This is a genomic window from Pseudomonas sp. 273, from assembly GCF_029201425.1.
Taxonomy (GTDB): domain Bacteria; phylum Pseudomonadota; class Gammaproteobacteria; order Pseudomonadales; family Pseudomonadaceae; genus Pseudomonas; species Pseudomonas delhiensis.
Genome location: NZ_CP116775.1, coordinates 2881240 through 2906423 on the forward strand (window position 1 = coordinate 2881240; position 25184 = coordinate 2906423).

Genomic DNA, 25184 nt, shown 5'->3' on the forward strand with positions numbered 1-25184 from the left:
TTGTTTGTTAGCGCTAACATCGGCGAGTATCCGGATCGCGCCTTAGAGCGTCAAATACTGAAAAATTACTTTTATATTCCTGAAGTGGAGGTCGACACTGGACAGTCCCCGCAAACGCCGCGGCGCCGGCCGCATCACCCTCAGCGCCGTGGCCGAGCGCGCCGGGGTGTCGGCCATCAGCGTGTCGCGCTACTTCAACCAGCCGGCGAGCCTTTCCGAGGTGCTGCGCGAGCGCATCGGCGAGGCGGTGGCGGCGCTGGGCTACGTGCCCAACCAGGTGGCCGGCGGGCTGGCCTCGGCGCGTGGGCGCATCGTCGGCATGGTGGTGCCGAACATCTCCGGGCCGATCTTCGCCGACACCATCCAGGCCTTCAGCGATGCCCTGGCCGCGGCGGGCTACCAGTTGCTGCTGGCCTCCAGCTACTTCGATGGCGAGAAGGAGGAAAGCGCCGTGCGCGCCTTCCTCGGCTGGAACCCGGCGGCCCTGGTGCTGACCAGCCACTTCCACACCCCGGCTTGCGAGAAGCTGCTGGAAGGCGCCGACGTGCCGCTGCTGGAGGTCTGGGACTACCAGCCTTCGCGCCGGCCCATCCAGGTCGGTTTCTCCCACTACCAGGTGGGCGTGGACGCCGCGCGCTACCTGCACGGCAAGGGTTACCGGCGCATCGCCTTCGTGCAGAACAGCGCGCCGGGCGACTACAGCGCCATGGACCGCCGCGACGGCTACGCCGATACCCTGCGCGAGCTGGGGCTGGAGCCCTGGATGTTCGTGCCCACCGCCAGCGCGCCCTTCGAGGCCGGCAAGCAGGCCATGGAGGCGCTGATGGCCCGCGCCGAGCGCCCCGACGCCATCGTCTTCGCCAACGACAACCTCGCCGCCGGCGGCCTGCTCGCCGGGCAGCGCGCCGGCCTGCGCATCCCCGGGGACTGCGCGGTGCTCGGCTTCGGCGACTACCCCTTCGCGCCCATGCTGTTGCCCAGCCTCACCACCCTCAAGCCGCCGGCCCGGGAGATCGGTGAGATCGCCGCGCAGCGGGTACTGCAGGCCATAGGCGCGCAGCCGGCGGAAGGCGGCGTGGAGCGCCTGAACCTGCTGCAGTGCCGGGTGGTGGAGCGGGAGAGCTGTTGAGCGGGGAGAATCCTTGTTCCGAGGCTCGCCGGCTTCCCGTAGGCGCGAGCCTGCTCGCGAACAAACGCGGTGCCATGCGGTTCGCGAACAAGAGCCAGGTGCCCCCTTGCGCCTACGAAAAGCGTTGTGTGCGCGAAATCGCGGACGGAGTCCGCTCCTACGGTGGTGCAACCGTAGGGCGAATAACCGTTCGCGGTTATCCGCCGTTGGCCGTGCTACCGGGGCGTTTGGCGTGGCCGGTGAATCCAATCGCGGACGGAGTCCGCTCCTACGACGGTGCTTCCTGGAACTGTTCCGTCCGCGATCATGGCGGATAACGCCGTAGGCGTTATGCGCCCTACGAAAAGCGCCGGCGGCATGTCCCTCAGCCCAACCCTTGCGCCCGCAGGTGCGCCCTCAACCCCTCGATGAACACCCGCACCTTGCGCGTGTTGCGCCGGTGCGGCAGGAACAGCACGTGGATGGTGGCGCCGAAGGCGCTCTGGTCGCGCCAGCAGTCCGGTAGCTGTTCCACCAGTTCGCCGCGTTCCAGGTAGGGCCGCGCGCTCCACTGCGGGAGGAACTGTACGCCCTGGCCGGCCAGCAGGCAGGCCAGCAGGAAGTCGTAGTTGTCGCTGGCCAGGCGCGGCACCGGCTGCTTCAGGCGGATGCGTTCGCCGTCGCGGTTCACCCACCAGAAGTTCCGGTTGAGCATGGGGTGGCGGAAGATCAGCCAGTCGTGCCCGGCGTAGTTCTCCAGGGTCACGTCCATGCCCTTGCGCGCCAGGTAGGCGGGGCTGGCGCAGAGCAGCAGGTGGTTCTCCAGCAGCGGCTGGGCGATCACCCCCGGCAGGTCGACGGGGCCGTCGCGCAGGGCCAGGTCGTAGCCGCCTTCCACCAGGTCGGCGAACTCGTCCTGCAGGTCCACCTCCAGGCGTACCTGCGGGTGCTCGTCGAGGAATTCGCGGCATACCTGGCCGAGGAAGGCCGGGGCGAAGGAGGGCGGGGCGGCGATGCGCAGGGTGCCGCGCAGGTCCTTCTGCAACTGCTCCACTTCCGCGCCGGCCACCTGCAGGTGCAGCAGCGCCTGGCGCGCGCCTTCCAGGTAGATCTGCCCGGCTTCGGTCAGCGCCATGCGCCGGGTGGTGCGCTCGAACAGCCGCGCGCCGAGTTCCGCTTCCAGCTGCGCCACGCCCTTGGTCACTGCCGAGGGCGTCTTGCCCAGGTGTTCGGCCGCGCGGCTGAAGCCGCCATGGTCGGCGGTGGCGACGAACATGGTCAGGGCGGTCATCTTGTCCATTCATCTATTCCTGTCAGGCACAGAAGTTGTGCAAAAAATCGGCGTTAAAGCCGCGCCGGGCTTTGGTTAACCTGCGTTCACACAACAAGAATCTAGGCGATCCCATGAAAATACTGATTCCGGCGCTGATGTCCATGGTCTGTGTTTTTTCCTCAGCGGAAACTATGGCCGCAGCCGACCTCATCCTCCACGGCGGCAAGGTCTACACCGCCGAACCCGGCCAGGGCCTGCAGCAGGCGGTGGCCATCGAGAACGGCAAGGTCCTGGCCGTGGGCAGCGACGAGCAGGTGTTGCGCCTGAAGGCCGCCGGCACCCGCGTCGTCGACCTGCAGGGCAGGGTGCTGATGCCCGGCTTCATCGATTCCCACAGCCACACCGTGAAGGGCGGCCTGCAGATGCTCCAGGCCAACCTCGACGGCGAGCTGCTGCCGGTGCCCGAGCTTGAGAAGAAGCTGCGCGAGTGGCGCGACGACGGCAAGGCGAAGCGTGGTGGGTTCCTTAGCGTCGGCGGCCTGCCGTCCACCTACTGGGGCGACATCCCGGCGCTGGAGAAGACCTTCAACCAGGGCGAATGGGCCCAGGTGCCGATCCTCTTCGTCGGCTGGGACCTGCACACCGGCTGGGCCAACCAGGCCATGCTGAAACTCGCCAAGGTGGATGCGGCGAAAGTCGCCTCGCTCAAGGGCGAGGAGAAAGCCACCCTCGGCGTCCACGCCGACGGCACCCCCAACGGCTTCCTGGTGGACGCCGGGCTCTACCCGCTGCAGGCCCTGCTGCCGCTGCCCAGCACCGAGGAGCTGACCCGCGGCGCCTACGCCGCGCTGAAGTACTACAACAGCCTGGGCATCACCGCCTGGATGGACCCGCTGGCCAACGAGATCCCCGGCGCCGACATCACCAACGCCTCCACCGGCGTGCTGCCGATCTACAAGGCGCTGGCCGAGAAGGGCGACCTTTCCTCCCACGTCGCCGCGCTGCTGATGGCCGATTCCAAGGCCACCCCGAAGGACCTCGACGAGCTGGACAAGGTGCGCCAGCAGTTCCTCGGCGTGCCCAACCTGACGCTGCCGGGCATCAAGGTCTTCGCCGACGGCGTGGCCGAGGTGCCGGCGCAGAGCGCGGCCATGCTCGAGCCCTACAAGAACTCGCACAAGTTCGGCGAACTGCTGATCGACCCCAAGCACTTCGGCGAGCTGGTCAGCGCCGCCGACGCCCGCGGCTGGCTGGTGCACGTGCACGCCATCGGCGACCGCGCCATCCACGAGGCGCTCAACGGCATGGCCCAGGCGCGCCGCGACCGCCACAGCGGCATCCCGCACTCCATCACCCACCTGCAGATGGTCAACCCCAAGGACTTCGACCGCTTCAGGCAGTTGGACGTGATCGCCTCCATGCAGCTTTACTGGGCCAGTGCGGATGAATCGAGCATCGACCTCGTCAAACCCTACGTGGACGCCATGGTCTTCATGTACACCTATCCGGCCCATTCCCTGCTCAAGCACGGCGCCACCATAGCCGGCGCCAGCGACTGGCCGATCACCACGCCCGATCCGTGGAAGGCCATCTACCAGGCGGTGACCCGCAAGGGCCCCAAGGGTGTGCTCAACGCCGACGAGGCCATCGACCGCCAGGTGATGTTCCAGGCCTACACCCTCAATGCCGCGCGCATGATCCGCCTGGAAGACCGCATCGGCTCGCTCAAGCCCGGCAAGCAGGCGGACATGGTGCTGCTGGACCGCGACGTGTTCACCGTGAAACCCGAAGCCTTGCGTGACACCCAGGTGCTGGCCACCTGGTTCGCCGGCCGCGAAGTCTACCGCCGGCCGCTGACGGCCCAGCGCTGATCGGCCGGGGCGGGGAAGCCCGCCCAGCGTTTTTCCAAATCGACAAAGGAGCCTTGCAGTGATCATCCATTCCTTCGTGAGCGAAACCCGCGAGCCGTTCGAGCGCGGGCGGCAGATTGGAGAGCGGTGGGCGGAACAGATTCGGCGCAGCGTGGCGCTGTACCTCGACTTCTTCCCCCGCGTGGGCGTGCCCGCCGGGCAGGCGCGCGGCATCGGCGAGGCCAGCCTGGCCGCGCTGGACGCCTGGTGCCCGGCCCTGGCCCGGGAGATCGAGGGCCTGGCCGCCGGCGTGGGGTTGCCGCTGTGGCAACTGGCGGCGCTGAATGCGCGCACCGAAATCCTCGCGGTGATGCCGGCGCAGCCGCTGGAAGGCGAGTGCTCCACCGCGGTCTACGCGCCCCATGGCGCCGCCGCGCCGCTGAGCATCCAGACCTGGGACTGGCACGACAGCCTGGTGCCCCACGGCCTGCTGCTGCAACTGGCCGCCGGCAGCGGCCTGACGGTCAAGCTGTTCACCGAGTTCGGCATGCTCGGCAAGATCGGCGTCAACAGCGCCGGCCTGGGCATGCACTTCAACATCCTCCACCACGCCGGCGACAACGCCGAGGCCGGGGTGCCGGTGCACGCCATCGCCCGCCGCGTGCTGGAAGAGGCCACCAGCGTGGCCGAGGCCATCGAACTGGTGGGTTCGGCCCGCGTCAGCGCCTCCACCGTGCTGACCTGCTTCAGCCGCGACGACGCCGAGCTGCGCGCCGCCAGCATCGAGATGAGCCCGGCGGCCACCGCCGTGGTGCCGCCGCGCGCCGATGGCTGGGTGCTGCACACCAACCACTTCGTCGACCCGCAACAGGCCAGGGGCGAGCGCACCGCCGACGTCTCCACCACCTACGCGCGCTTCGACCACCTGGCGGCCATGGCCCCGGGCATGGCCCGCGAGGACCTGGCGGCCCGCGCCGAGGCCTTCTGCGGCGACGCCGGCGAGCAGGCAGTGGTGTGCTTCCACCCGGACCTGTCGCAGCCGGACACCGAGCGCTGGGAAACCCTGCTGACCATCGGCCTGGACAGCGTCGGCTGCAACCTGGAGTACGTCGCCGGCAACCCGAAGGCCCTGGCCCGCGACGGCTTCCTGCGCTTCTGACCTAGCCCCGCGCCACCCGCGAAAGACACCCGGCGGCGGCCCCTTGGCCGCCGCACGGGCCACTGCTGCCACAAGAACAAGAGCAGACACCATGATCGATCACACCCCCGCACAGCCCGGCTCGCGCTCGGCGTTCAAAACCTTCTGCGTCTCCGGCATGGGCACCGCGCTGGAGTTCTACGACTTCGTCATCTACGGCTATGCCGCGGCACTGGTCTTCCCCAAGCTGTTCTTCCCCGGCATGGACCGCCTGACCGCGGTGCTGGTGGCCTTCGCCGCCTTCGGCGCCGGCTTCTTCGCCCGGCCCCTGGGCGGCGTGGTGTTCGGCCACCTGGGCGACCGCTACGGGCGGCAGAAGGCGCTGGTCGCCACCCTGCTGCTGATGGGCATGAGCACCCTGCTGATCGGCTTCTTGCCGGACTACGCCAGCCTCGGCGTAGCCGCGCCCATCCTGCTTGTGGGCCTGCGCCTGGTGCAGGGCTTCGCCGCGGGCGGGGAGTGGGGCGGCGCCGCGCTGTTCGGCATCGAGGTGGCGCCGCGCGGCCGCCGCGGCCTGTGGGGCAGCTTCACGAGCATGGGCATCGGCATCGGCGGCATCTTCGGTTCCGCGGTGTTCGCCCTGGTCAGCCTGGCCTTCGACGACGACCTGGGCGGCATCGCCTGGCGCATCCCGTTCTGGCTCGGCGGCGTGCTGGTGCTGGTCGGCCTCTACGCGCGCCTGCAGAACCCGGCGCCGGCGCAACCGGCCAAGGCCCGGCCCAAGGCCCGCCTGCCGCTGCTCGAAGCCCTGCGCCAGCACCCGCGCGAGCTGCTGCTGTGCACCGGCATCGCTTTCGGATACATCACAGTGGCCTACATCAGCACCTTCTTCCTCGCCTACGCCACCGACATCGGCTACAGCAGCAGCCAGGCGTTGCTGTTCGACTTCGCGCTGTCCATCGCCATCGTCATCTCGGCGCCGTTCTTCGGCCACCTGTCCGACCGCCACGGCCGCCGCACGGTGATGATCTTCGGCGCGGCCATCATGGCCCTGGGGCTGTTCGCCTTCTTCCCGCTGCTGGGCACCCACCACCTGGCGCTGGCCCTGCTGGGCTACCTGGTGGTGGGCTTCTTCATGGGCGCCACCCAGGGCCCGATCCCGGCCTTCCTCGCCGAACAGTTCCCGCGGCGGATGCGCTACTCGGGCATCTCCGCCAGCTACCAGCTGGGCGCGGCCCTGGGCGGCGGCACCGCCTCCAGCGCGGCCACCGCCATCCTCATCGCCAGCGGGCACCAGCCGGTCTACGTGGCGCTGTACGGCGCGGCGGCCATGGCCCTGGTGGCGGTCTGCTCGTTCGCCCTGCGCGAGACGGCGTATCTGGAGATGGAGGAGGTGGATAGCGGCGTGGCGCCGGTGGGGGAGGTGGCGCGTAGCTTGTCCTGAGGTGAAGGGCTTTTGTAGGAGCGAGCTTGCTCGCGAACGGTGTTCACTGGCGGCTTCGGTGTTTGGGGTGACATCGTTCCCTCTCCCCAGCCCTCTCCCTGAAGGGAGAGGGGGCTTGTCCGTGCCGAGAGAATGAATGGTTCCAGCCGGATATCACCGTGCTTGCCGGCTGACACCATGACACCAAACCCTGCCCAACGGTCCCCTCTCCCTTCAGGGAGAGGGTTAGGGAGAGGGAGCGGAGTTAATCCAAAATGCCACAACCACCGGCAAACACCATTCGCAAACAAGCTCGCCCCTACCATAACCTGAAGCCTGAAGCCTGAAGCCTGAAGTTCAACCCGCCCCCCGCCGCCGCACCCCAGGCACCAACCCCAGCACCAACGCACACCCCGCCAGGATGATCAGCGCCCCCAGCCCCTGCACCAGCGACAGCGGTTCGTGCAGCCAGAGCGCCCCCACCAGCACCGCCACCACCGTCACCACGAACTCCACGCTGATGGCGCGGGTGGCGCCGATGCGTGACACCAGGCGGAAGTACACCACGTAGTTGAAGGCGCTCATCATGCAGCCGCACAGCAGCAGGTAGAACACGTCCAGCGCCGAGGGCACGCCCGGTGGTGGCACCCAGTACAGCAGCGGCAGGGTCAGCAGCCCGCCCACCAGGAAGGCGCCGCAGGTCACCTCCCAGGAGCCCGCCGTGCGCAGGCGCAGCGCCGCGTAGTTGCTGCCGTAGGCCGCACACAGCGCGCCGAAGATGGAGCCGGCGCAGCCCAGCACGAAGGCGCGCGTCACCGGCACCGCCGGGAAGCCCACCAGCAGGAGCATGCCCAGCAGCCCCAGGGCCAGGCCGGTGAGCCCGGCCAGGGTGATGCGCTCCAGCCCCCACAGGCGGCCGATGACCATGGAGAACAGCGGGATGGCCGCCACGAAGATCGCCGCCATGGCGGTGCCGATCAGCGGGGTGGCGAAGGTCATGCCGATCAGCTGGCCGGCCACCGTGGTCGCGCCCACCACGCACAGCGGCCGCCACAGGCCGTGGAAGTCCAGCACCCGGCCGCTCAGCCGCGCCGCCGCCAGCAGGGTGAGGCTGGCGATCAGCGCGCGGAAGCTCACCGCGCCCACCCAGCCGAAGCCGGCTATCGCCTTGAGCAGCACCAGGAACGACAGGCCCCAGGCCAGCGCGAGATACAGGTAGGCGACGAGATCGCGAGGTTGCATGGGGCACCGGCAGCAAAGGGAAGGGGAGGCACGCGAAAGCGCCCCGGCGGGGCGCACCTATCTTGTCCGAACGGCCAGCTCGGCGGGAAGGGGGCTGTCGTTCCTGGCGGGTTGCATGCCGCAGCGGTGCCTGCCGGGCCTATTAGCAAAACTGATCGTGCATTCGCTGAAATCATCGGAATCGATATGGAACCCGCCCGCCCCGCGGTGCTAGAAAGGGCCCGCGTCATCCAGGTTTGGCGCGTTCGACTACCGACATGGAGACGCCACAATGCAACCCGTACTGCCCCGGATCGACCCCCGGGTCGCCACCCTGGCCCCCGGCTTCCGCGCCCTGAGCCTGACGGTGGAGGCCGCGCCCATCCTGCACCCGGCGGTGGCCGGCCAGGCCGTGGAGCGCGCCTGCCGGGTGCTGCTCGATGGCGGCCCGGCCTGGGCCGAAGCCCATATCGCCGCCTGGGCCGAGGTATTCCGCGGCTTCGGCGCCAAGCCCCAGCGCACCCCTGTTCGGTGGAGGCCCTGCGCAAGCGCGTGCTGCGCGACGGCAGCCTGCCGAGCATCGACCCGGTGGTCGACTTCTACAACGCCATCAGCATCCAGTACGCGCTGCCGGTGGGCGGCGAGAACCTGGCGGCCTACGTCGGCACGCCGCGGCTGACCCTCGCCGACGGCAGCGAGCCGTTCGACACTTTCAAGGAAGGCCAGCCGGCCAACGACCCGCCGCTGCCCGGCGAAGTCATCTGGCGCGACGACCTGGGCGCCACCTGCCGCCGCTGGAACTGGCGCCAGGGCGTGCGCACGCGCCTGAGCGTCGAGGCCCGGCAGATGTGGTTCATCCTCGAAAGCCTGCCGGCCATGCCGCTGGAGGCCCTGCACGAGGCCGGCGAGCGCCTGGCCGAGGGCCTGCGGCAGATGATGCCGGGGGTGCGGCTGGAGCGGCATCTCGTGGGCGCCGTCGAGCCGAAATGACCCGGCGATCGCCGACTTCATGAAGCCGAAGGCCGGGGCCCGCCACCTCCCGCAGGAGAAGTGCAGGCCCCGGCCTTTGGCCATGCGGGCAGGCAACCGGCGTGATCAGCCGGCGCCATGCTCGAGCCGCAGCTGGGCCAGCTCGTACAGGTGCCGCGCCTCACCGGCCAGCGGCACCAGCGCGGAAGCCAGCCGCGAAGTCTCCTGCACCAGCACGTCGTCGCCATCGTGGCACTCCAGCACGCGCAATAGGTCTTCCAGCGCCGCCAGGCGGCGCACGGCGGCATCGTACAGATGCGCCGCGGGCGCACCGGTATTCACGAACAGAACATCGTCGAAGGACTGATGGTGCAGCGGCACCAGTTTCCGATCAGCCATGGCACACCTCCAGGGCGGGGGCGCAGGGCAGGGGGGACGGCAAGGCGAACACAGCAAGGCAAGAGCGGCAGTGCATTTCCGTTGCTCCTTCTGGGAGGGAGAAACCGCCAACCCGGAAAGAGGGGCGGCGGATCGTGCGGGGGTCGCAGTACCGGGACGAAACGCGTAAAGAACCGGCCAGGCTTCGGGGCCTGCCCCGCACGACCCGCCATGACTGCACAATGCAACAGGCAAGAAAAAGCGCCTTTGCTGGTGCCGAGGCGCTTCGTGCACGCAATTCATCCGACGGGCTGCGACACCCGGCCACGGGATTGACCATGATATCGGAGGCGCTTACTGGTCTATGGACGTTTACGCGCTTCCCGTTTTTGTCCTGGCCTATACAGCCGCTGATTGGAAACTCGCACGCACGTCATATGGCCGAAGGCATCCTTCGTTGACCTGTGCAGGTCTGTGCGTTCTGGGCGTCGCCCTCTATTGGCCAGGCACCATGGCTGTTCTGTGGGGTGCCAGGTACCTCGCTTCATACGGATAGCAGTGGCTGGTCTGTCCTGTCGGCGATCGGTCTGTTCCGTGGAGCAGCCCCGTAGGATGGGTTGAGCGAAGCGATACCCATCGCCACAGCCGCGTGCGAAGTGCGCCCTGGCGCCCCTGGGGCGAGAAGTTCCGCCAGGCGGCTTGATTCGGAAAAGGCCTACAAAAGGGCGCGGGAAACCCTCAAGGCCCCACGCCATGCAGGGGAATAGAGTCCGTCGGGTCAAGGTCCACCCCCGTGCGAGCCCCCCGATATGGACATCCGTCGCCCCCTCCACCAGGCCATCGCCAGCGCCCTGGCCGGCCTCCTGTTCCTCAACCCGATAGTCGCCGCTGCCGCCCAGCTGGCGGTGGATGCGGCGGCGGGTGGCAACACCCAGCTCGGCGCGGCGGGCAACGGCGTGCCCATCGTCAACATCGCCACGCCCAATGGCGCGGGGTTGTCGCACAACAAATTCAGCGACTACTCGGTGGGCCAGCAGGGCCTGATCCTCAACAACGCCACCGGCAAGACCGCCAGTACCCAGCTGGGCGGGATCATCATCGGCAACCCCAACCTCAAGGGCCAGGCGGCGCAGAAGATCCTCAACGAAGTCACCGGCGGCAGCCCCTCGCAGCTCAAGGGCTACACCGAAGTGGCGGGGCAGGGTGCCCACGTCATCGTCGCCAACCCCAATGGCATCATCTGCAACGGCTGCGGCTTCATCAACACCCCGCGGGCCACCCTCACCACCGGCAAGCCGATCCTGGCCGGCGAACGCCTGCAGGGCTACGACGTGGACGGCGGCGAGATCGCCGTCGAAGGCGCCGGGCTCAACGCCAGCAACCTCGACCGGTTCGAGTTGATTACCCGCAGCGCCAAACTCAACGCCGACCTGTACGCCAAGCAACTGACCGTGGTGGCCGGGCGCAACCAGGTGGACGCCGAGACCCTGGCTGCCAGCGCCAAGGCCGACGACGGCCGCGCCAAGCCGCAACTGGCCATCGACAGCGCGGCATTGGGCGGCATGTACGCCAACACCATCCGCCTGGTGGGCACCGAGCAGGGCGTGGGCGTGAAGCTGGCCGGCAACATGGCCGCCAGCGCCGGCGACATCCGCATCGACGCCAACGGCAAGCTGGAACTGGCCCAGGCCGCGGCCAGCGGCGACCTCGCCCTGAAGGGCCAGGACGTGGCCCTGAACGGCCCGGCCTATGCCGGCGGCAATGCGAGCGTGCAGGCCGGTGGGGCGTTGAGCAATACGCAGAGCCTGGCCGCGGGCTCGACCCTCGAGCTGAAGGCGAACCAGCTCAGCAACAGCGGCGTGATCGAAGCCGGCGTGAATGCCGACAACAGCCGCAACGCCGCCGGCGATCTCTCGATCACTGCGCAGCACCTGCGCAACGCCGGCAGCCTGATCGCCTCGCGCAACCTGGATGCCCATGCCGCGCAGCGCCTGGACAACCGCCAGGGCAAGATCGGCGGCCAGCATGTCCGCGTCAGCGGCGGCACCCTGGACAACCGCCTCGGCCTGTTCGCCGCCGAACAGGGCCTGCGCCTGGACCTGGCCAGCCTGGACAACCGCGAGCAGGGCCTGCTGAGCAGCCAGGGGCGGCTCGAGGGGCGCGTCGGCCGGCTGGACAACCAGCACGGCGGCATCACCGCCCAGGCCGTCGAGCTGCAGGGCGATAGCCTCGACAACCGGGGCGGCCAGATATACGCCGAGGCCGGGCTGGCGCTGGACCTCGGCGCCAACCTGGACAACCGCGGCGGGCGCCTGGAAGGCAATGGCGTGCGGGTGCGCGCCACCCGCCTGGACAACTCCGCCGGCGGCGTTCTCGGCAGCGCCCGGGGCCTGCTGCAACTGACCGTCGGGCACTTCGACAACCGCGACGGCATCGCCCAGGGCGCGGCACTGCTGCTCGACGCCAACAGCGTCGCCAACACCGATGGGCACCTGGCGGCCACCCATGGCGACGCCCGGGTGAACAGCGCCGGCTTCGACAACCGCTCCGGCGGCCTCTTCGCCAGCCAGGCCCTGCGCCTGCATGGCGGCGACTTCCTCAACCACGGCGGCCAGGTCGGCGCCCAGGACATCGACTTCAGCCTGCGCGGTGCGCTGGACAACGCCCACGGCCTGATCGAGGCCGGCAACCAACTCACCCTTGCCGCCGCCGAACTGTCCAACCTGCAGGGCCGCGTACGCGCCCTCGGCCAGCAGGGTGCCACGCACCTGGGCATCGGTGGCCTGCTGGACAACAGCGACGGCCTGCTGGAAAGCGCCGCCGCCGACCTGCTGCTCGCCAGCGGCGAACTGCGCAACGACGGCGGCAGCGTGCGCCACCTGGGCAGCGGCGGATTCGGCATCGACCTGGTGCAGCTCGGCCAGGCCGGCGGCAGCTTCGTCACCAACGCCGCGCTGAGCCTGAGCGCGGCCAGCTGGAGCAACCGCAGCAGCCTGCAGGCGCGCGAACTGACCCTGGACATCGGCCAACTGCAACAGGCGGCCGGGGGACGGCTGCTGGCCAGCGAAAAGCTCGAGGGCAGCGGCGGCGACTGGAACAACGCCGGGCTGATCGCCAGCGACGGCGACCTGGCACTGCACCTGGGCGGGCGCTACAGCGGCAGCGGGCAACTGAGCAGCCTGGGCGAGCTGGGCCTCGATGCTGCCAGCCTCGCCCTGGATGGTAGCGCCAGCATCACCGGCGGCGCCGCCACCCGCATCAACGTCGGCGGCAGCCTGGACAATGCCGGCCGCATCACCGCGGCCGGCGACCTGCTGGCCCGCGCGGCGAACCTGAACAACACCGGCACCCTGGGCAGCGCCGCCAACCTGCGGATCGAAAGCGCGGAGCTGCGCAACGAAAACGGCCTGCTGTTCAGCGGCGGCGACATGGCGCTGCGCGTGCAGCGCTTCGTCAACCGCTACGCCGATGTCTACAGCCTGGGCGCCCTGGACATCGCCGCGGACGACCAGCAGGGGCGCGCCGGCGTGGTGGAGAACCGCTCGGCCACCCTGGAGGCGCAGGGCGACCTGGCGATCGCCAGCGACAGCCTGAAGAACACCCAGGACGGCTTCCGCCTCGGGCAGAAGCTGATCTCCGGGGAAATCATCGTCCGTTGCTACGACTGTTCCGGCGACCACTACAACGTCGACTACATCGCCCGGGAGGTCTACGCCAGCGAGGTGCAGGAGGCGTCCCCGGCCGCCTTCATCCAGGCCGGCGGCAACCTGCGGGTGGACGCCCAGGACTTCGAGAACACCGCGAGCACCCTGGCCGCCGGCGGCGACATCGCCATCAGCGCCGCCAGCTTCGTCAACCAGGGCATCAGCGGCGGCGAGAGCATCCGCACGCGGCTGTTCAACAGCGGGCGGGTCACCGACGGCACCATCGAGCGCTTCGTCGGCCATTACGTCCTGCCCTACAACCTGGCGAACAACGCCGACCCCTCGGTGTTCAGCTACTGGGACGACCTCATCGGCGGGCTCAACCAGGGCACGATAAGCCCCTTGGAACTGGCCAACGGCATGCTTCTGCATGTCTACCGCGACGCCAATGGCAACATCTACCGGCCGCTGCACGTGCCGGACTACCAGGCCAACCACTACGACCCGGACAACCTGCTGGAACTGCCAGCGGCGCTGTACGACCTCGGCCTGCTCAGCGACATCTGGGAATACCGGCCGGGCGGCGCCACCTCCGCCAACGCCGTCATCCAGGCGGCCGGCACGGTGGAAATCAGCGCCGGCGAGCGCCTGGACAACGGCGTCATCCACCCGGGCATCGCCTACGACGGCGGGGTGGCACGGGTCGAGGACGTGCAGGTCGACGGCCAGTCGCAACCCCTGGTGGTGGTGCTCAATCCACAGCTGCCGCCGGACCTGGCCCAGCAGGCGGTCAACCCCATCGCCCTGCCGGGCTTCCGCCTGCCCCAGGGCGAGCACGGCCTGTTCCGGCTCAACGCCCCGGACAGCGGCCACCCCTACCTGATCGAAACCAACCCGGCACTGGCCGGGCTCAAGCAGTTCCTCGGCTCCGACTACCTGCTGGCCCAGCTGGGCTACGACCCGGCCCGGGCGCAGCAGCGCCTGGGCGACGGCCTCTACGAACAGCGGCTGATCCGCCAGGCCCTGGTGGCGCGCACCGGCCAGCGCTTCATCGCCGGGCTCTCCAGCGACGAAGCGCTGTTCAGGTACCTGATGGACAACGCCATCGCCCACAAGGACAGCCTCGGGCTGAGCGTCGGCGTGGCCCTGAGCGCCGAACAGGTGGCGGCGCTGACCCACGACATCGTCTGGCTGGAAGAGGCCGAGGTGAACGGCCGGAAGGTGCTGGTGCCGGTGCTCTACCTGGCCCAGGCCGAACATCGCCTGGCGCCCAACGGCGCGCTGATCCAGGGGCAGGACCTGGCCCTGATCAGCGGCGGCGAGCTGAACAACGCCGGCACCCTGCGCGCCAGCAACGACCTCGGCGCCACCGCCGCCAACATCGGCAACAGCGGCCTGATGGAGAGCAACCGGCACCTGCAACTGCTGGCCACGCAAAGCATCCGCAACGCCGCCGGCGGCATCCTCAAAGGGCGCGACGTCAGCCTCGCCACGCTGACCGGCGACGTCGTCAACGAACGGACATTGACCCAGGTGCAGGGCCAGGCCAGGGGCGCCAGCCTGCAGACCAGCCTGCTCGACAGCGCCGCGTGCATCGAGGCCGACGACGACCTGTCGATCAGCAGCGGGCGCGACCTGCTCAACCTGGGCGGCCAGCTGCAGGCCAAGGGCGACATCCAGCTGCAGGCCGGGCGCGACGTGCTGATCGGCGCCGTCGAGTCCGTCGACGGCAATGCCCGTCGCGACAAGCGCCATCACTGGGAACAGACCGAGGTGCGCCAGCACGCCGCCGGCGTCCAGGCCGGCGGCGACCTGCAGGTCAGCGCCGGCCGCGATATCGGCGTGCAGGCCAGCCACCTGGAGGCCGGCGGCGACGCCAACCTGGCCGCCGCCGGCAACCTGCTGCTGGGCGCCGCGCAGGAGCAGAGCAACCGCGAATACCACTACCGGCGCAGCGGCAAGAAGATCGACAGCGAAGACAGCCGCGTCAGCCAGCGCGGCACGACACTGGACGCCGCCGGCGACGTCACCCTCAGCGCTGGCCAGAACCTGACCCTCGAAGCGAGCCGGGTGGACGCCGGCAAGGAAGCCTTCCTGGTGGCCGGCGACAAGCTCCAGCTGCTGGCCGGCCATGACAGCGACTACTCGCTGTACCAGAAGCAGAAGAAGGGCAGCCTCGGCAGCAAGAGCTTCAAGCGCGACGAAGTCACCGACGTGAAGGCCGTCGGCAGCCAGATCAGCGCCGGCGGCGACATCACCCTGCTCAGCGGCGGCGACCAGACCTACCAGGCCGCCAGGCTCGAAAGCGGCAACGACATCGCCATCGTCAGCGGCGGCGCGGTGACCTTCGAAGCGGTCAAGGACCTGCACCAGGAAAGCCACGAGAAGAGCAAGAGCGACCTCGCCTGGCAGTCCGCCAAGGGCAAGGGCCAGACCGACGAGACGCTACGCCAGAGCCAGTTGATCGCCCAGGGCGAACTGGCGATCAAGGCCGTGGACGGCCTGAAGATCGATATCAGGCACATCGACCAGAAGAGCGTCGGGCAGACCATCGATGCGATGGTGCAGGCCGATCCGAACCTGGCCTGGCTGAAGGAGGCCGAGGCGCGGGGGGATGTGGATTGGCGGCGGGTGAAGGAAGTGCACGATTCCTTCGATTACAGCAGTTCGGGTATTGGCACCGGGGCTGCAATTGCCATTGCCATCATCGTGGCTGCTGCAACCTACGGAGCTGCAACCAGTGCAGTAGGTTCTGCTGCAGGCGCTGGGGCCGGCTCTGGAACTACGATGGCGGCTGCAGGTAATGCCGCTCTGGTTGAAGCTGGTGCTGCGGTTGGCACTGCTGCCGCAGGTTGGGGGAACGCGATGGCGGCGACTGCTATTTCTTCTGTCGCTGGAACCGGGGCCGCCAGTTTTGTTGGGAACAAGGGCGATCTGAGGCAAACACTCAAGGACATCACCAGTGAGGACAGCCTGAAAGGTTTTGCCACTGCGGCACTTATTGCGGGATTCGGCGCTGGCTATACGGAGGGCTGGGGTAGGGAGTTGACTGCCGAGGGGAACTACAAACTGATCAGCTATGGCGACCGGATCAAGGCTTATGCTGCCAATACAGCACTAAAAGGCATCCTTAATGGGAGCGACAAGGATACGTGGCTGAGTATTGCTGCTACGGGAGCCTTGATGGAGTTGTACCAATATTCGGTTGGGCGAGGGCCAGATGCAAGGCCTGGTGTTGATCGACCTAATGGCTCGGCCTTTGATAGTGATGGTGGTTTTGTCCCGATGGTACTTGATCGAGAGGGAAAGAATATTGGGTTGAACCTGCCTCTAAATGATCTCGCTTGCTCCAGCTTTTATTCGATCTGTCATGGTACTCCTATAAGTGATGCCTTGAATCAAGTCCCAGGCTTCAATTCTTTTGCAACTTTGCATGACCAATGGATGATAAGTTTGGAAGCTCTGAAAGGGAGTAATATGAGTGTCCTTGAGAACTTGGGAAGTATGCCGCCGGCTATGCTGGTTAACTATGGGGCCTTGTATGATAAGTATCGAGAGATGATAAAGAGTATCCGAAATGCTGCCGATCATTAGTAAGTGGATGGTTGCTTCATTCTTAAGTGCCTTTTTGTTTTTAGGGCTTTCAGGGTGTCTGTCCTATGATGCTTGGGAGAAAAGCAGAGATACATTGATAGGAATGAAGTTCGATCCGAAAACATCATTGGTGGGAAAGGAGAGAGTCTATTTTGTTAGGGGGTCAATAGCAGACGGTCAATTGACTATTCAAAGGTTGAGAGTGGGGGGATTCGCTACTATATAACATATACAGTCCCATTTTGTCAGTACTCCATATTTGTATCCTCCGACGGTATTATACGCTCATGGCGTCGTGAGTCTGTCGACAGAAAAAGCTGTTATGTTTATTAGAAGGGTAAGCCTGTCCGATGGGCTGTAGAGAGTGTGCGTGATCTCTGATCGCTTTCCTTTGAGACAAGAGGGTAGCCTTCTAGATGTTTGAGGATGAAATGGGGCTGAAATGGAGCGAATTTATTTCGGTCATCCCAATTTTGGTCGGAGATAAGCTCGGTGTTCGCAACTAATCTCCCTGGCTGGCTGATTGTATGCTTTCGGGTCGCATTATTTATATGTTGTTTGGGGGCGTTACCTGGTCTTCTGAAAGCGTCGCGAAGAAGGGGCGATTTCGCTGCTGACCGGTTTCTGCTGCCAGTGAGCGATTTTCTTTCGACGCTAAACGAACGTCGAATCGGCGAGTGGGTGATATCCATCGCAGGCTGCGACAAGACCTACGACGTCTCAGCGCGCCATCTCAAGTGCCTCGCGTATTTCCTGTACGGCCAGCGCTTCGACACTTCCCTCATCTGACCCCGTCGAGAAAACTGCGCAGCAGGCGGCTGTTTCTCCAACTGCGCATCGATAGACCGCCACCACGCTTCCGGGGCCACACCCGGTATGCCCGGCCAGGGTCAGGCCGCCCTCGATCGTCCCTCGCATCAGGCCCAGGGCATATCCTGGCGTGACCCACGGCCGGCCGGGCATCGGGCCACCCAATGTCCGTGTCGCCTGCATTTCCTGAAGCAGGTTGGCAGGGAGCAGTTCTCCGGCGAGCAGGCGATCCAGGAAAAGGGCAGCCTGCGAAACAGGGCCCGTCAGCAATCCGTGGTAGACCCAGCCGGGGTCGTAATTCAACGAATTGCCGAGGTACGCCCCGTTCAGGTCTGCGCGTTCCGTTGCGAAGCGAACCGCCGAGATGCCGAGCGGGGCCAGGACTTGCTGCCTGAGCGCTTCTTCAAGCGGCAGGTCTGCGGCACGCTCGATGAGCCGGGCGACAAGCATGAAACCCACATTCGAGTAGCGCCAGCCAGCCCCAGGGCTGTAGCGGAGCCGGTGGCCATCCAGGCGCTGCATCATCTCGTCCGCGGGCCACGCCGGTTCATGATTGGCAACGGCGGCGTGGTACTCGGGAAGCTCGCCATAGTCAGCGAGGCCTGCTTCGTGGCGTAGAAGTTGACGCAAGGTGCAAGCGGTTTCAGGAAGCGCAGCATCCAGAGCGAGTCGACCGTCGCGTACCAAGGTCAGGGCGGTCGCGGCTAACACCGTTTTGGTGAAACTCCACCATGGCACACGGGGTTCGACCTTCGGGGAGGCTGTTATTGATCGACCGTTGGAAAGGGTGGAGATCAGCATCGAATACTCAAGCGATAATGGCGGGCCGGTGCGAAAGCGTAGAGGCAGCAACATACCCCATTCCCGGCGATGCAGGCCCAGTTGGCTTTCTTCTTCTACCGGGACGGGTTCGCGACGTCCGCACTTTGACGAAAGAGAACCATGGTTCGCTTATCCAGGACGAACCGTCGATCGTGACGCTTAACCTGCCCAACCCGACGCTCAAGGCGCCAGCACGATGCCGCCCCCAGGCATGGCATCACCAGCACTCCCCGCAGTGGCTGCACGCTCCAGCAGGTAGCGCGCCGGTGGCTTGCCCATCGCCTTGCGGAACATGGTCACGAAGCCGCTGGCACTTTCGTAGCCCAGGTCCAGTGCAACCGCCTGCACGCTCTCTCCATTGGTCAGGCGCCGCAGCGAAAGGATGATGTGCAGCTGCCGGCGCCACCGGCCGAAACTCATGCCGACTTCCTGCATCAGCAGGCGGCTCATGCTGCGTTCGCTCATGCCGATGCATTTGGCCCATTTAGCCATCGACGTCTTGCTCGAAGGATCGGCAAGCAGCATTTGCGCGAGCTGGCGCAGGCGCTGGTTTTGCGGCATCGGCAAATGCAGGTGCTCGATGGGCGCATCTCGCAGCTCGTCCAGCAACACGGCGATCAAGCGCGCCTCCGGGCCGTTCTCGGCGTACAGCTGCTCGAATCCCGTCGCTTTGAGCAGCAGCTCGCGCAGCAGGGGCGAGACCGAGAGGGTGCAGCACTGGGTAGGCAGGCCTTCGATCGCGTCCGGTTCGACGAACAGGCAATAGCACTCGGTTTCTCCCGAGCCCCGGGTCGAATGCGGCATGTCTCCGGGAATCCAGATTGCGCACTGTGGCGGAACGATCCACACGCCCCTGTCCACCTCGCAGTTGAGAATCCCGCGTACCGAATAGATCAACTGCGCCTTGCGATGGTGGTGAAGCGCATGTTCCCAGTCCTTGGCAACCTGCGATGCATTCAGCGCAGTGACCTGGCGCGCGATGCTATCGATGTCCCACGTGAGCGATGGGTCGTCAGCGGTAGTGGAGTCCATGACGCTTCCCCGAAGCTGTTGGCTGGAATGAGAAACAGTGTGGCTAGATTGTGCAATGACGCACTTCGGTCGGGCTAGTTATCTTGCAGGTGAATTGATGGCGCCCTGTGTCCAGGGCGCCACCCACCTCAACGCAGGGGACGGCTCGCATGGTTATCGATTCCACACACTTTCCGCTGGTCTGGATGAAGGTTGGCGCATCCGGGATTCACACCGACGACGAGGGGTTCAAGGCTTTCGAAGCATTGCTGGCGCGTTCGGAACCTTTCGTCCTGCTGGATGAGCGAGCGCAACAGGAGGAGCACGAACATTCCCACGAAGAAAGAAAACAGTTGTCCCTTTGGATGAAGCGCCACAAGGCCGCTTTGCGGTCGTTCGTCAAGGCGCAGATTTTCATCGAGCCGGATCTCGCCAGGCAGAAGGCAGCCGAACTGTTTGCGGGCAAGTTCGAAGCGTTCTGGGGCTACCCATTGCTGGTCGTCGCTACCCGGGAGGAAGGCCTGGAGTTGGCGCGCAAGTTACTGGGCCGGTAAGCGGCAGGAGATGACGTCCATGTGCCTAGTTGCAATCAGCACCGTCGAGATCAGACCAGCCAGCGGCTCGGCAGCGGTGCTGCGAACGAGATTGGAAGCGTTGCTGGCGAACTTGAACCGTACCTCTGGCTGTGCTGCCTACCGCCTGGCCTGCGAAAGCGGCCCTGGCGACACCTGGATCCTCACCGGGTACTGGGATTCGACCGAACGCATGACCGCGCACTTCGACCTGCCATGCCTGGCCAGGCTGTTCGAACTGCTGGTGCAGAGGCTGATTGTAGGGCTCCGGTTCGGGACATTCTTCGTGCCATCCCCAATCGAACGCGCTGGCGGGGCGGCAGTGCCGGGGCACCTTGAGTCTCCCAGGCCCGGATGACGGGCGGGTTCTGGCGTAAAGCGGTGCATGGTTCGTTTAGCCAGGGCGAACCATGGTCACCGGTAGCAATCGATCCATAGCGGACGTTAGTTGAGCCGCAGCTCTTGACTACCCGTCTACCAGTTCTGGGACAGACAACTCAGGACGACATCATCCCATGTGGCTGCTGCCTGAAGATGCTGGCGCAGTTGACGCTCAGTGAGTGGTAGTCCGGTACCGAGCCTCCAGGCCGTTACCGTTCAGGCCGTGCCGATGAGTTGGACTGAATCGCCGAACGGCAGGTTTCCAGAATTTCGTCAGCAAGCGGAGAGTCGTCGGGACAAGCCCGCGACAACACGAGCGCACCGACAGCATGCGCGATCACGCTGATGTTCCTGGCGCGCGCCTCACGCGACATAGCTTCATTCCCGGAGACATCAGGGCTCAGTGCCGCCAGCAGGCGCTCCAGTCCGGTGGCAAAGACCTCTTTGACAGACTCCGGCTGGCGCGCAGCATCCGAGCACAACGCTGCCATGGTGCAGCCCTGACCAGGGGCATCACGGTGCTGCCTGGATAAGTACTGCTGCAAAAACTCTCCGGGACCGGAACCCTCGGTCATTGCCACCGTCTGCGAGATACCACAAGCAGCAGCTTCCGCCATCAGGTCGGTCTTCGAGCCGAAATGCTTGTAGAAGCCGCCATGCGTGAACCCCGCAGCGGCCATCAGGTCGGCAATGCCGACACCGTCATAGCCACGCTCTCGAAATAGCTCAGACGCTGTTTCGACGATGTGAGCCCGGTTTGCCTGTGCTTGAGCCTTGGTGACCTTCATATCGAGCCGGGTGATTTCGCTATCTGCCAGAAGCCATCAGCATACATTGATTACGGCCATCATCAAAACGTTGACAGATTAAATTATGGTCATCATATTTTGAGCTCCTACTTGAAAGGACCTTGACCATGAGCCACACGCACCTACCCGGTTCATCGAGCTCGATGGCGACAAATTCGCCTACCGCCGCTGGGGCAACGCCTCCCGCTCGCAGCCACCGCTGTTCTTCGTGCAACACTTTCGCGGCGGTATGGACCACTGGGACCCGCTGTTGACCGACGGACTGGCCGAAGGCCGCGAGGTCATCCTCTTCAACGGCCGCGGCATCGCTTCGTCGACCGGAGCCCCGCGCAATCGCATCGAAGACATGGCCGACGACATCGCACTGGTGATCCAGGCGCTTGGCCTGGCCCAGGTGGACTTGCTGGGTTTCTCGCTTGGGGGCTTCCAGGTGCAGGAGGTGGCGCTGCGTCATCCGAAGCTTGTTCGCAAGTTGCTGCTGCTTGGCACTGGATTGCGTGGCGGTGATCCGACCATGGAGCCCGAGGTGCTCGAGGTCGCTCCGCGTCCGGTCCCCACGGCAGAGGACTTCCTCTACCTGTTCTTCGGGCGCTCCGAAGCAGCCAGGCAGGCCGGACTGGCTTTCTGGGAGCGCCGCCATCAGCGCGCCGACCAGGACCCGCCCAGTTCCGCCGCGGTCGCCCGGGCCCAGGGCGAAGCCCATGCCGCTTACCTGCCGCCACTGGCCGGTGAGCACCCCTACGCCTACCTGAATGCGATCCAGCAACCCACGCTGGTGCTCAACGGACGCAAGGACGTGATGATCCCGACGATCAACTCCTGGCACTTGGCACAGAACATCCCTGACGCTCAGTTGCTGATCTACCCGGACGCCGGCCACGGCGCGCAGTTCCAGTACCCCGAGCGCTTCCTCAAGCACGCCATCCAGTTCCTGGCGGAGTAATGGCGCGGGCGAGCATGCACTCCACCAGGCAATGACCTTCGTTCGTTGGCTGTCAGCCGCAACCCGCCCATCGACCATGCCTACCCAAATTCGAGAGAAGGAACACCAACATGAGTACGAACGCGCTCTTCGAGCCATACCAACTGGGAGCTCTGACGCTGGCCAATCGCATCGTCATGGCGCCGCTGACCCGCAACCGGGCAGGTGCCGGGCTTGTGCCCAGCGAGTTGGCCGCGACCTACTACTCCCAGCGCGCTTCTGCCGGCCTGATCATCACCGAGGCCACCCAGGTGTCCGCCCAGGCCCAGGGCTACCAGGACACTCCGGGCCTGTACACACCCGAACAGATCGCCGGCTGGCGCAAGGTCACGGACGCCGTGCATGCCAGAGGCGGGCGCATTTTCGTGCAGCTTTGGCACGTGGGCCGGGTTTCACACGTCGATGTCCAGCCGGGTGGCGCCGCGCCGGTCGCACCTTCGGCCATCCGGGCAGCGACCAAGACCTTCGTCAACAACGGCTTTGCCGACGTTTCCGAACCTCGCGCCCTCGAACTCACCGAGCTGCCAGGCATCGTGAACGACTTCCGCCAGGCTGCCGCAAACGCAATCGCCGCCGGCTTCGACGGCGTGGAGATCCACGGCGCCAATGGCTACTTGCTGGAGCAATTCATCAAGGACGGAGCCAACCAGCGCACCGACGCTTACGGTGGCTCCATCGAAAATCGCGCACGCCTGCTGCTGGAGGTCGCCGCCGCCGTGACGCAGGAAATCGGTGCTGACCGTACCGGCGTACGCATCTCGCCCGTGTCACCGGCCAACGGCATTTCCAGCAGCGATCCGCAGCCGCAGTACGACTACATCGTCGAGCAGCTCAGCACGCTGGGCATCGTCTATCTGCATGTGGTCGAGGGTGCGACGGGCGGCCCGCGCGACGTGGCCCCATTCGACTACGCCGCGCTGCGCCGCCGCTTCAGGCAGACCTACCTCGCCAACAACGGCTACGACCTGGAATTCGCCGCCGCCCAGCTTGATGCGGGCAAAGCTGACCTGTTTGCCTTCGGCCGGCCGTTCATCAGCAACCCTGATCTGGTCGAACGCCTGAAAAGCGGCGCGCCGCTGGCGCAGCTCAACCCGGCCACGCTCTATGGCGGCGGCGCTGCGGGTTACACCGACTACCCCACCCTGGCTGAAGCCAGATAAGCAAGCCGGCTCCGGGCCGAACGCTGCATTGTTCCGGCCTGGAGCCATCTGACCTGCAGAGAGCGCCCAGATGAGCAGTTTCAATCCAGACCCCCAGTCGGCGGTTTCCTATGCCAACGCACAGACCCATCTAATTGAAGCCGGCGGAACCCGGTTCGCCTTCCGCGAGCTGGGCCTGCGGGACGCTGTTCCAGTGGTGCTGCTCAATCACTGGGGCGCTGTGCTGGACAACTTCGACCCAGGCATTGTGGATGGCCTGGCACGCAAGCATCGCGTTATCGCCATCGACTACCGAGGAATCGGTGCATCGGGTGGCGATGCGCCGATGAGCGTGGGCGAGATGGCCAGTGACACCATCGCTCTCATCCATGCGATGGGTTTCGAGCAAGTCGATCTATTGGGCTTCTCGCTCGGTGGTTTCGTGGCGCAGGACGTGGTGCTGAAAGCGCCGGGCCTCGTGCGCAGGCTCATCCTCACGGGCACAGGCCCGGCGGGCGGTCAGGGTATCAACCGTGTTGGCGCTGTGTCCTGGCCACTGATACTCAAGGGCATGCTGACGCTGCGCGATCCCAAGACGTATTTGTTCTTCACCTCAACGGCCAAGGGGCGGCGGGCAGCGAGCGCCTTTCTGAAGCGCCTGAATGAACGCAGGACCGGTCGCGACAAAGGGCCGACACCGGGTGCATTCCTTCGCCAACTAAAGGCGATCAAGGACTGGGGGCAGCAGGCACCACATGACCTCTCCCGCATGCGCCTACCTGTCCTCATCGCCAACGGAGACAACGACATCATGGTACCCACCTCGCTGAGCCGCGATATGGCCCGGCGGATTCCGGGCTCGAAGCTTGTGATCTACGAAGATGCCGGGCACGGCGGCATCTTCCAGTACCACGAAGACTTCGTGGCACAAGCCTTGGCGTTCCTTGAGTAATGGCGCAACGAAAGCCTCTTGCGAACAGATCACGCACCCAGAACATGAGAAGACCATCGCCATGAAAGCCTTCATCATCGATCGCTACGGCAAGAAGGAAGTCGGCCGTATTGCCGAAGCACGAGAGCCCGAACTGCAGGATGATGACGTCCTGATCCAGATCCACGCAGCAGGCGTCAACATGCTCGATGTCAAGATCAGGAGCGGAGCGTTCAAGCTCGTCCTGCCCTATCGTATGCCCCTCGTGCTGGGGCATGACGTCGCCGGCACGGTCGTCAGGGTTGGCCCGGGCGTGCGCAAGTTCGAACCGGGTGATGAAGTCTATGCGCGGCCGGATGATTTCCGAATCGGCACCTTCGCCGAATACATCGCCGTCAGGGAAGGGTCGCTTGCGCACAAGCCTGCCAACCTGAGCATGGAGGAAGCGGCCTCCATCCCGCTGGTCGCCTTGACCGCTTGGCAGGTGCTGGTTGAAACCGCCAAGCTCAAAAAGGGGCAGAAAGTATTCATCCAGGCCGGCTCCGGTGGCGTGGGCTCCATCGCCATCCAGTTGGCCAGGCATCTGGGGGCATTCGTCGCGACGACCACCAGCACCAGCAACGTCGGGTGGGTCAAGGCGCTGGGCGCAGATGTCGTCATCGACTACAAGAAACAGGACTTCGCCACCGAGCTGCGCGACTACGACGTGGTGCTGAACAGCCTGGGAAGCGACGAGCTGGAAAAGTCGCTGCAGGTACTTAAGCCGGGCGGCCATCTCATATCCATCTCCGGCCCGCCCACGCCAGCGTTCGCGGTCGACCAGAAGCTGGCCTGGCCGCTGAAGCAGGTTCTGCGCCTGGTGAGCCATGGCATCAGGAAAAAGGCAAAGCGAAGTGGCATCCACTACACATTTGTTTTCATGCGGGCAAGCGGCAGTCAACTTGGCGAAATAAGTTCTCTAATTGAGTCCGGCGCCATCAAGCCAGCGGTAGATCGAATCTTCCCATTCGACTCGGTAGCAGATGCCTTGGCTTACGTTGAGACGGGGCGGGCGAAAGGCAAGGTGATCATCAAAGTGAAGTAACGAAGCCAAATTGAGCTGCGGAGGACAAACAGGAATTGTCGATGG

General features: G+C 65.7%; 16 protein-coding genes and 1 pseudogene. 11 read left to right on the plus strand and 6 right to left on the minus strand.

What is annotated here, in order from left to right; genetic code table 11:
- Positions 1 to 79: 79 nt before the first annotated feature.
- A complete protein-coding gene (locus PKO50_RS13630; RefSeq protein ID WP_275630475.1) occupies positions 80 to 1129 on the plus strand; it encodes a LacI family DNA-binding transcriptional regulator in 1050 nt (349 codons plus the stop codon).
- Between the two features lie 364 nt (positions 1130 to 1493).
- Here PKO50_RS13630 and PKO50_RS13635 read toward each other — a convergent pair whose 3' ends face one another.
- Positions 1494 to 2408, minus strand: a complete 915-nt coding sequence (locus PKO50_RS13635; protein ID WP_275630011.1) for a LysR family transcriptional regulator — start codon at positions 2406 to 2408, stop codon at positions 1494 to 1496.
- A gap of 104 nt (positions 2409 to 2512) precedes the next feature.
- Here PKO50_RS13635 and PKO50_RS13640 point away from each other — a divergent pair, with 104 nt between their 5' ends.
- The 3 genes from PKO50_RS13640 (at position 2513) to PKO50_RS13650 (ending at position 6813) form a co-directional block, all read left to right on the plus strand.
- Positions 2513 to 4252, plus strand: coding sequence for an amidohydrolase (locus PKO50_RS13640; RefSeq protein ID WP_275630012.1), 1740 nt, complete (start codon positions 2513 to 2515; stop codon positions 4250 to 4252).
- 58 nt (positions 4253 to 4310) lie between these two features.
- Positions 4311 to 5390: a C45 family peptidase gene (locus PKO50_RS13645; protein WP_089391308.1), complete on the plus strand. Its 1080-nt coding sequence runs from the start codon at positions 4311 to 4313 to the stop codon at positions 5388 to 5390.
- A gap of 91 nt (positions 5391 to 5481) precedes the next feature.
- Positions 5482 to 6813: an MFS transporter gene (locus PKO50_RS13650; protein ID WP_275630013.1), complete on the plus strand. Its 1332-nt coding sequence runs from the start codon at positions 5482 to 5484 to the stop codon at positions 6811 to 6813.
- Positions 6814 to 7149: 336 nt separating this feature from the next.
- On the opposite strand, the gene PKO50_RS13655 is transcribed toward PKO50_RS13650, so the two are convergent.
- Positions 7150 to 8034, minus strand: coding sequence for a DMT family transporter (locus tag PKO50_RS13655; RefSeq protein WP_275630014.1), 885 nt, complete (start codon positions 8032 to 8034; stop codon positions 7150 to 7152).
- A 271-nt stretch (positions 8035 to 8305) separates the two neighbouring features.
- Between PKO50_RS13655 and PKO50_RS13660 the strand changes: the two are divergent.
- A pseudogene (locus tag PKO50_RS13660) lies at positions 8306 to 9003 on the plus strand (B3/4 domain-containing protein).
- 105 nt (positions 9004 to 9108) lie between these two features.
- Here PKO50_RS13660 and PKO50_RS13665 read toward each other — a convergent pair.
- Entirely contained in the window at positions 9109 to 9381 is a 273-nt protein-coding gene (locus tag PKO50_RS13665) for a hypothetical protein (RefSeq protein ID WP_275630015.1), read from the minus strand.
- A gap of 788 nt (positions 9382 to 10169) precedes the next feature.
- On the opposite strand from PKO50_RS13665, the gene PKO50_RS13670 reads away from it, so the two are divergent.
- The gene (locus PKO50_RS13670) at positions 10170 to 16598 is read left to right on the plus strand and encodes a filamentous hemagglutinin N-terminal domain-containing protein (protein ID WP_275630016.1); all 6429 of its coding nucleotides are present in this window, start codon (positions 10170 to 10172) and stop codon (positions 16596 to 16598) included.
- A gap of 720 nt (positions 16599 to 17318) precedes the next feature.
- Here PKO50_RS13670 and PKO50_RS13675 read toward each other — a convergent pair.
- Together PKO50_RS13675 and PKO50_RS13680 are read right to left on the minus strand one after the other, a co-directional pair.
- Positions 17319 to 18209 (minus strand): serine hydrolase domain-containing protein, encoded by an 891-nt coding sequence (locus tag PKO50_RS13675; protein WP_109933086.1) that lies wholly within the window; start codon positions 18207 to 18209, stop codon positions 17319 to 17321.
- Positions 18210 to 18410: 201 nt separating this feature from the next.
- Entirely contained in the window at positions 18411 to 19262 is an 852-nt protein-coding gene (locus PKO50_RS13680) for a helix-turn-helix transcriptional regulator (RefSeq protein ID WP_275630017.1), read from the minus strand.
- Between the two features lie 149 nt (positions 19263 to 19411).
- Here PKO50_RS13680 and PKO50_RS13685 point away from each other — a divergent pair, with 149 nt between their 5' ends.
- Positions 19412 to 19795, plus strand: a complete 384-nt coding sequence (locus PKO50_RS13685; RefSeq protein WP_109933084.1) for a hypothetical protein — start codon at positions 19412 to 19414, stop codon at positions 19793 to 19795.
- 608 nt (positions 19796 to 20403) lie between these two features.
- Here the strand turns inward: PKO50_RS13685 and PKO50_RS13690 are convergent.
- Positions 20404 to 20982, minus strand: coding sequence for a TetR family transcriptional regulator (locus PKO50_RS13690; RefSeq protein WP_275630018.1), 579 nt, complete (start codon positions 20980 to 20982; stop codon positions 20404 to 20406).
- A gap of 154 nt (positions 20983 to 21136) precedes the next feature.
- Between PKO50_RS13690 and PKO50_RS13695 the strand changes: the two genes are divergently transcribed.
- The 4 genes from PKO50_RS13695 (at position 21137) to PKO50_RS13710 (ending at position 25139) form a co-directional block, all read left to right on the plus strand.
- Positions 21137 to 21946 (plus strand): alpha/beta hydrolase, encoded by an 810-nt coding sequence (locus PKO50_RS13695; protein WP_275630476.1) that lies wholly within the window; start codon positions 21137 to 21139, stop codon positions 21944 to 21946.
- 110 nt (positions 21947 to 22056) lie between these two features.
- Entirely contained in the window at positions 22057 to 23145 is a 1089-nt protein-coding gene (locus PKO50_RS13700; protein ID WP_275630019.1) for an alkene reductase, read from the plus strand.
- Between the two features lie 70 nt (positions 23146 to 23215).
- Positions 23216 to 24076, plus strand: a complete 861-nt coding sequence (locus PKO50_RS13705) for an alpha/beta hydrolase (protein WP_275630020.1) — start codon at positions 23216 to 23218, stop codon at positions 24074 to 24076.
- A gap of 61 nt (positions 24077 to 24137) precedes the next feature.
- Positions 24138 to 25139, plus strand: coding sequence for an NADP-dependent oxidoreductase (locus PKO50_RS13710; RefSeq protein WP_275630021.1), 1002 nt, complete (start codon positions 24138 to 24140; stop codon positions 25137 to 25139).
- Positions 25140 to 25184 lie beyond the last annotated feature (45 nt).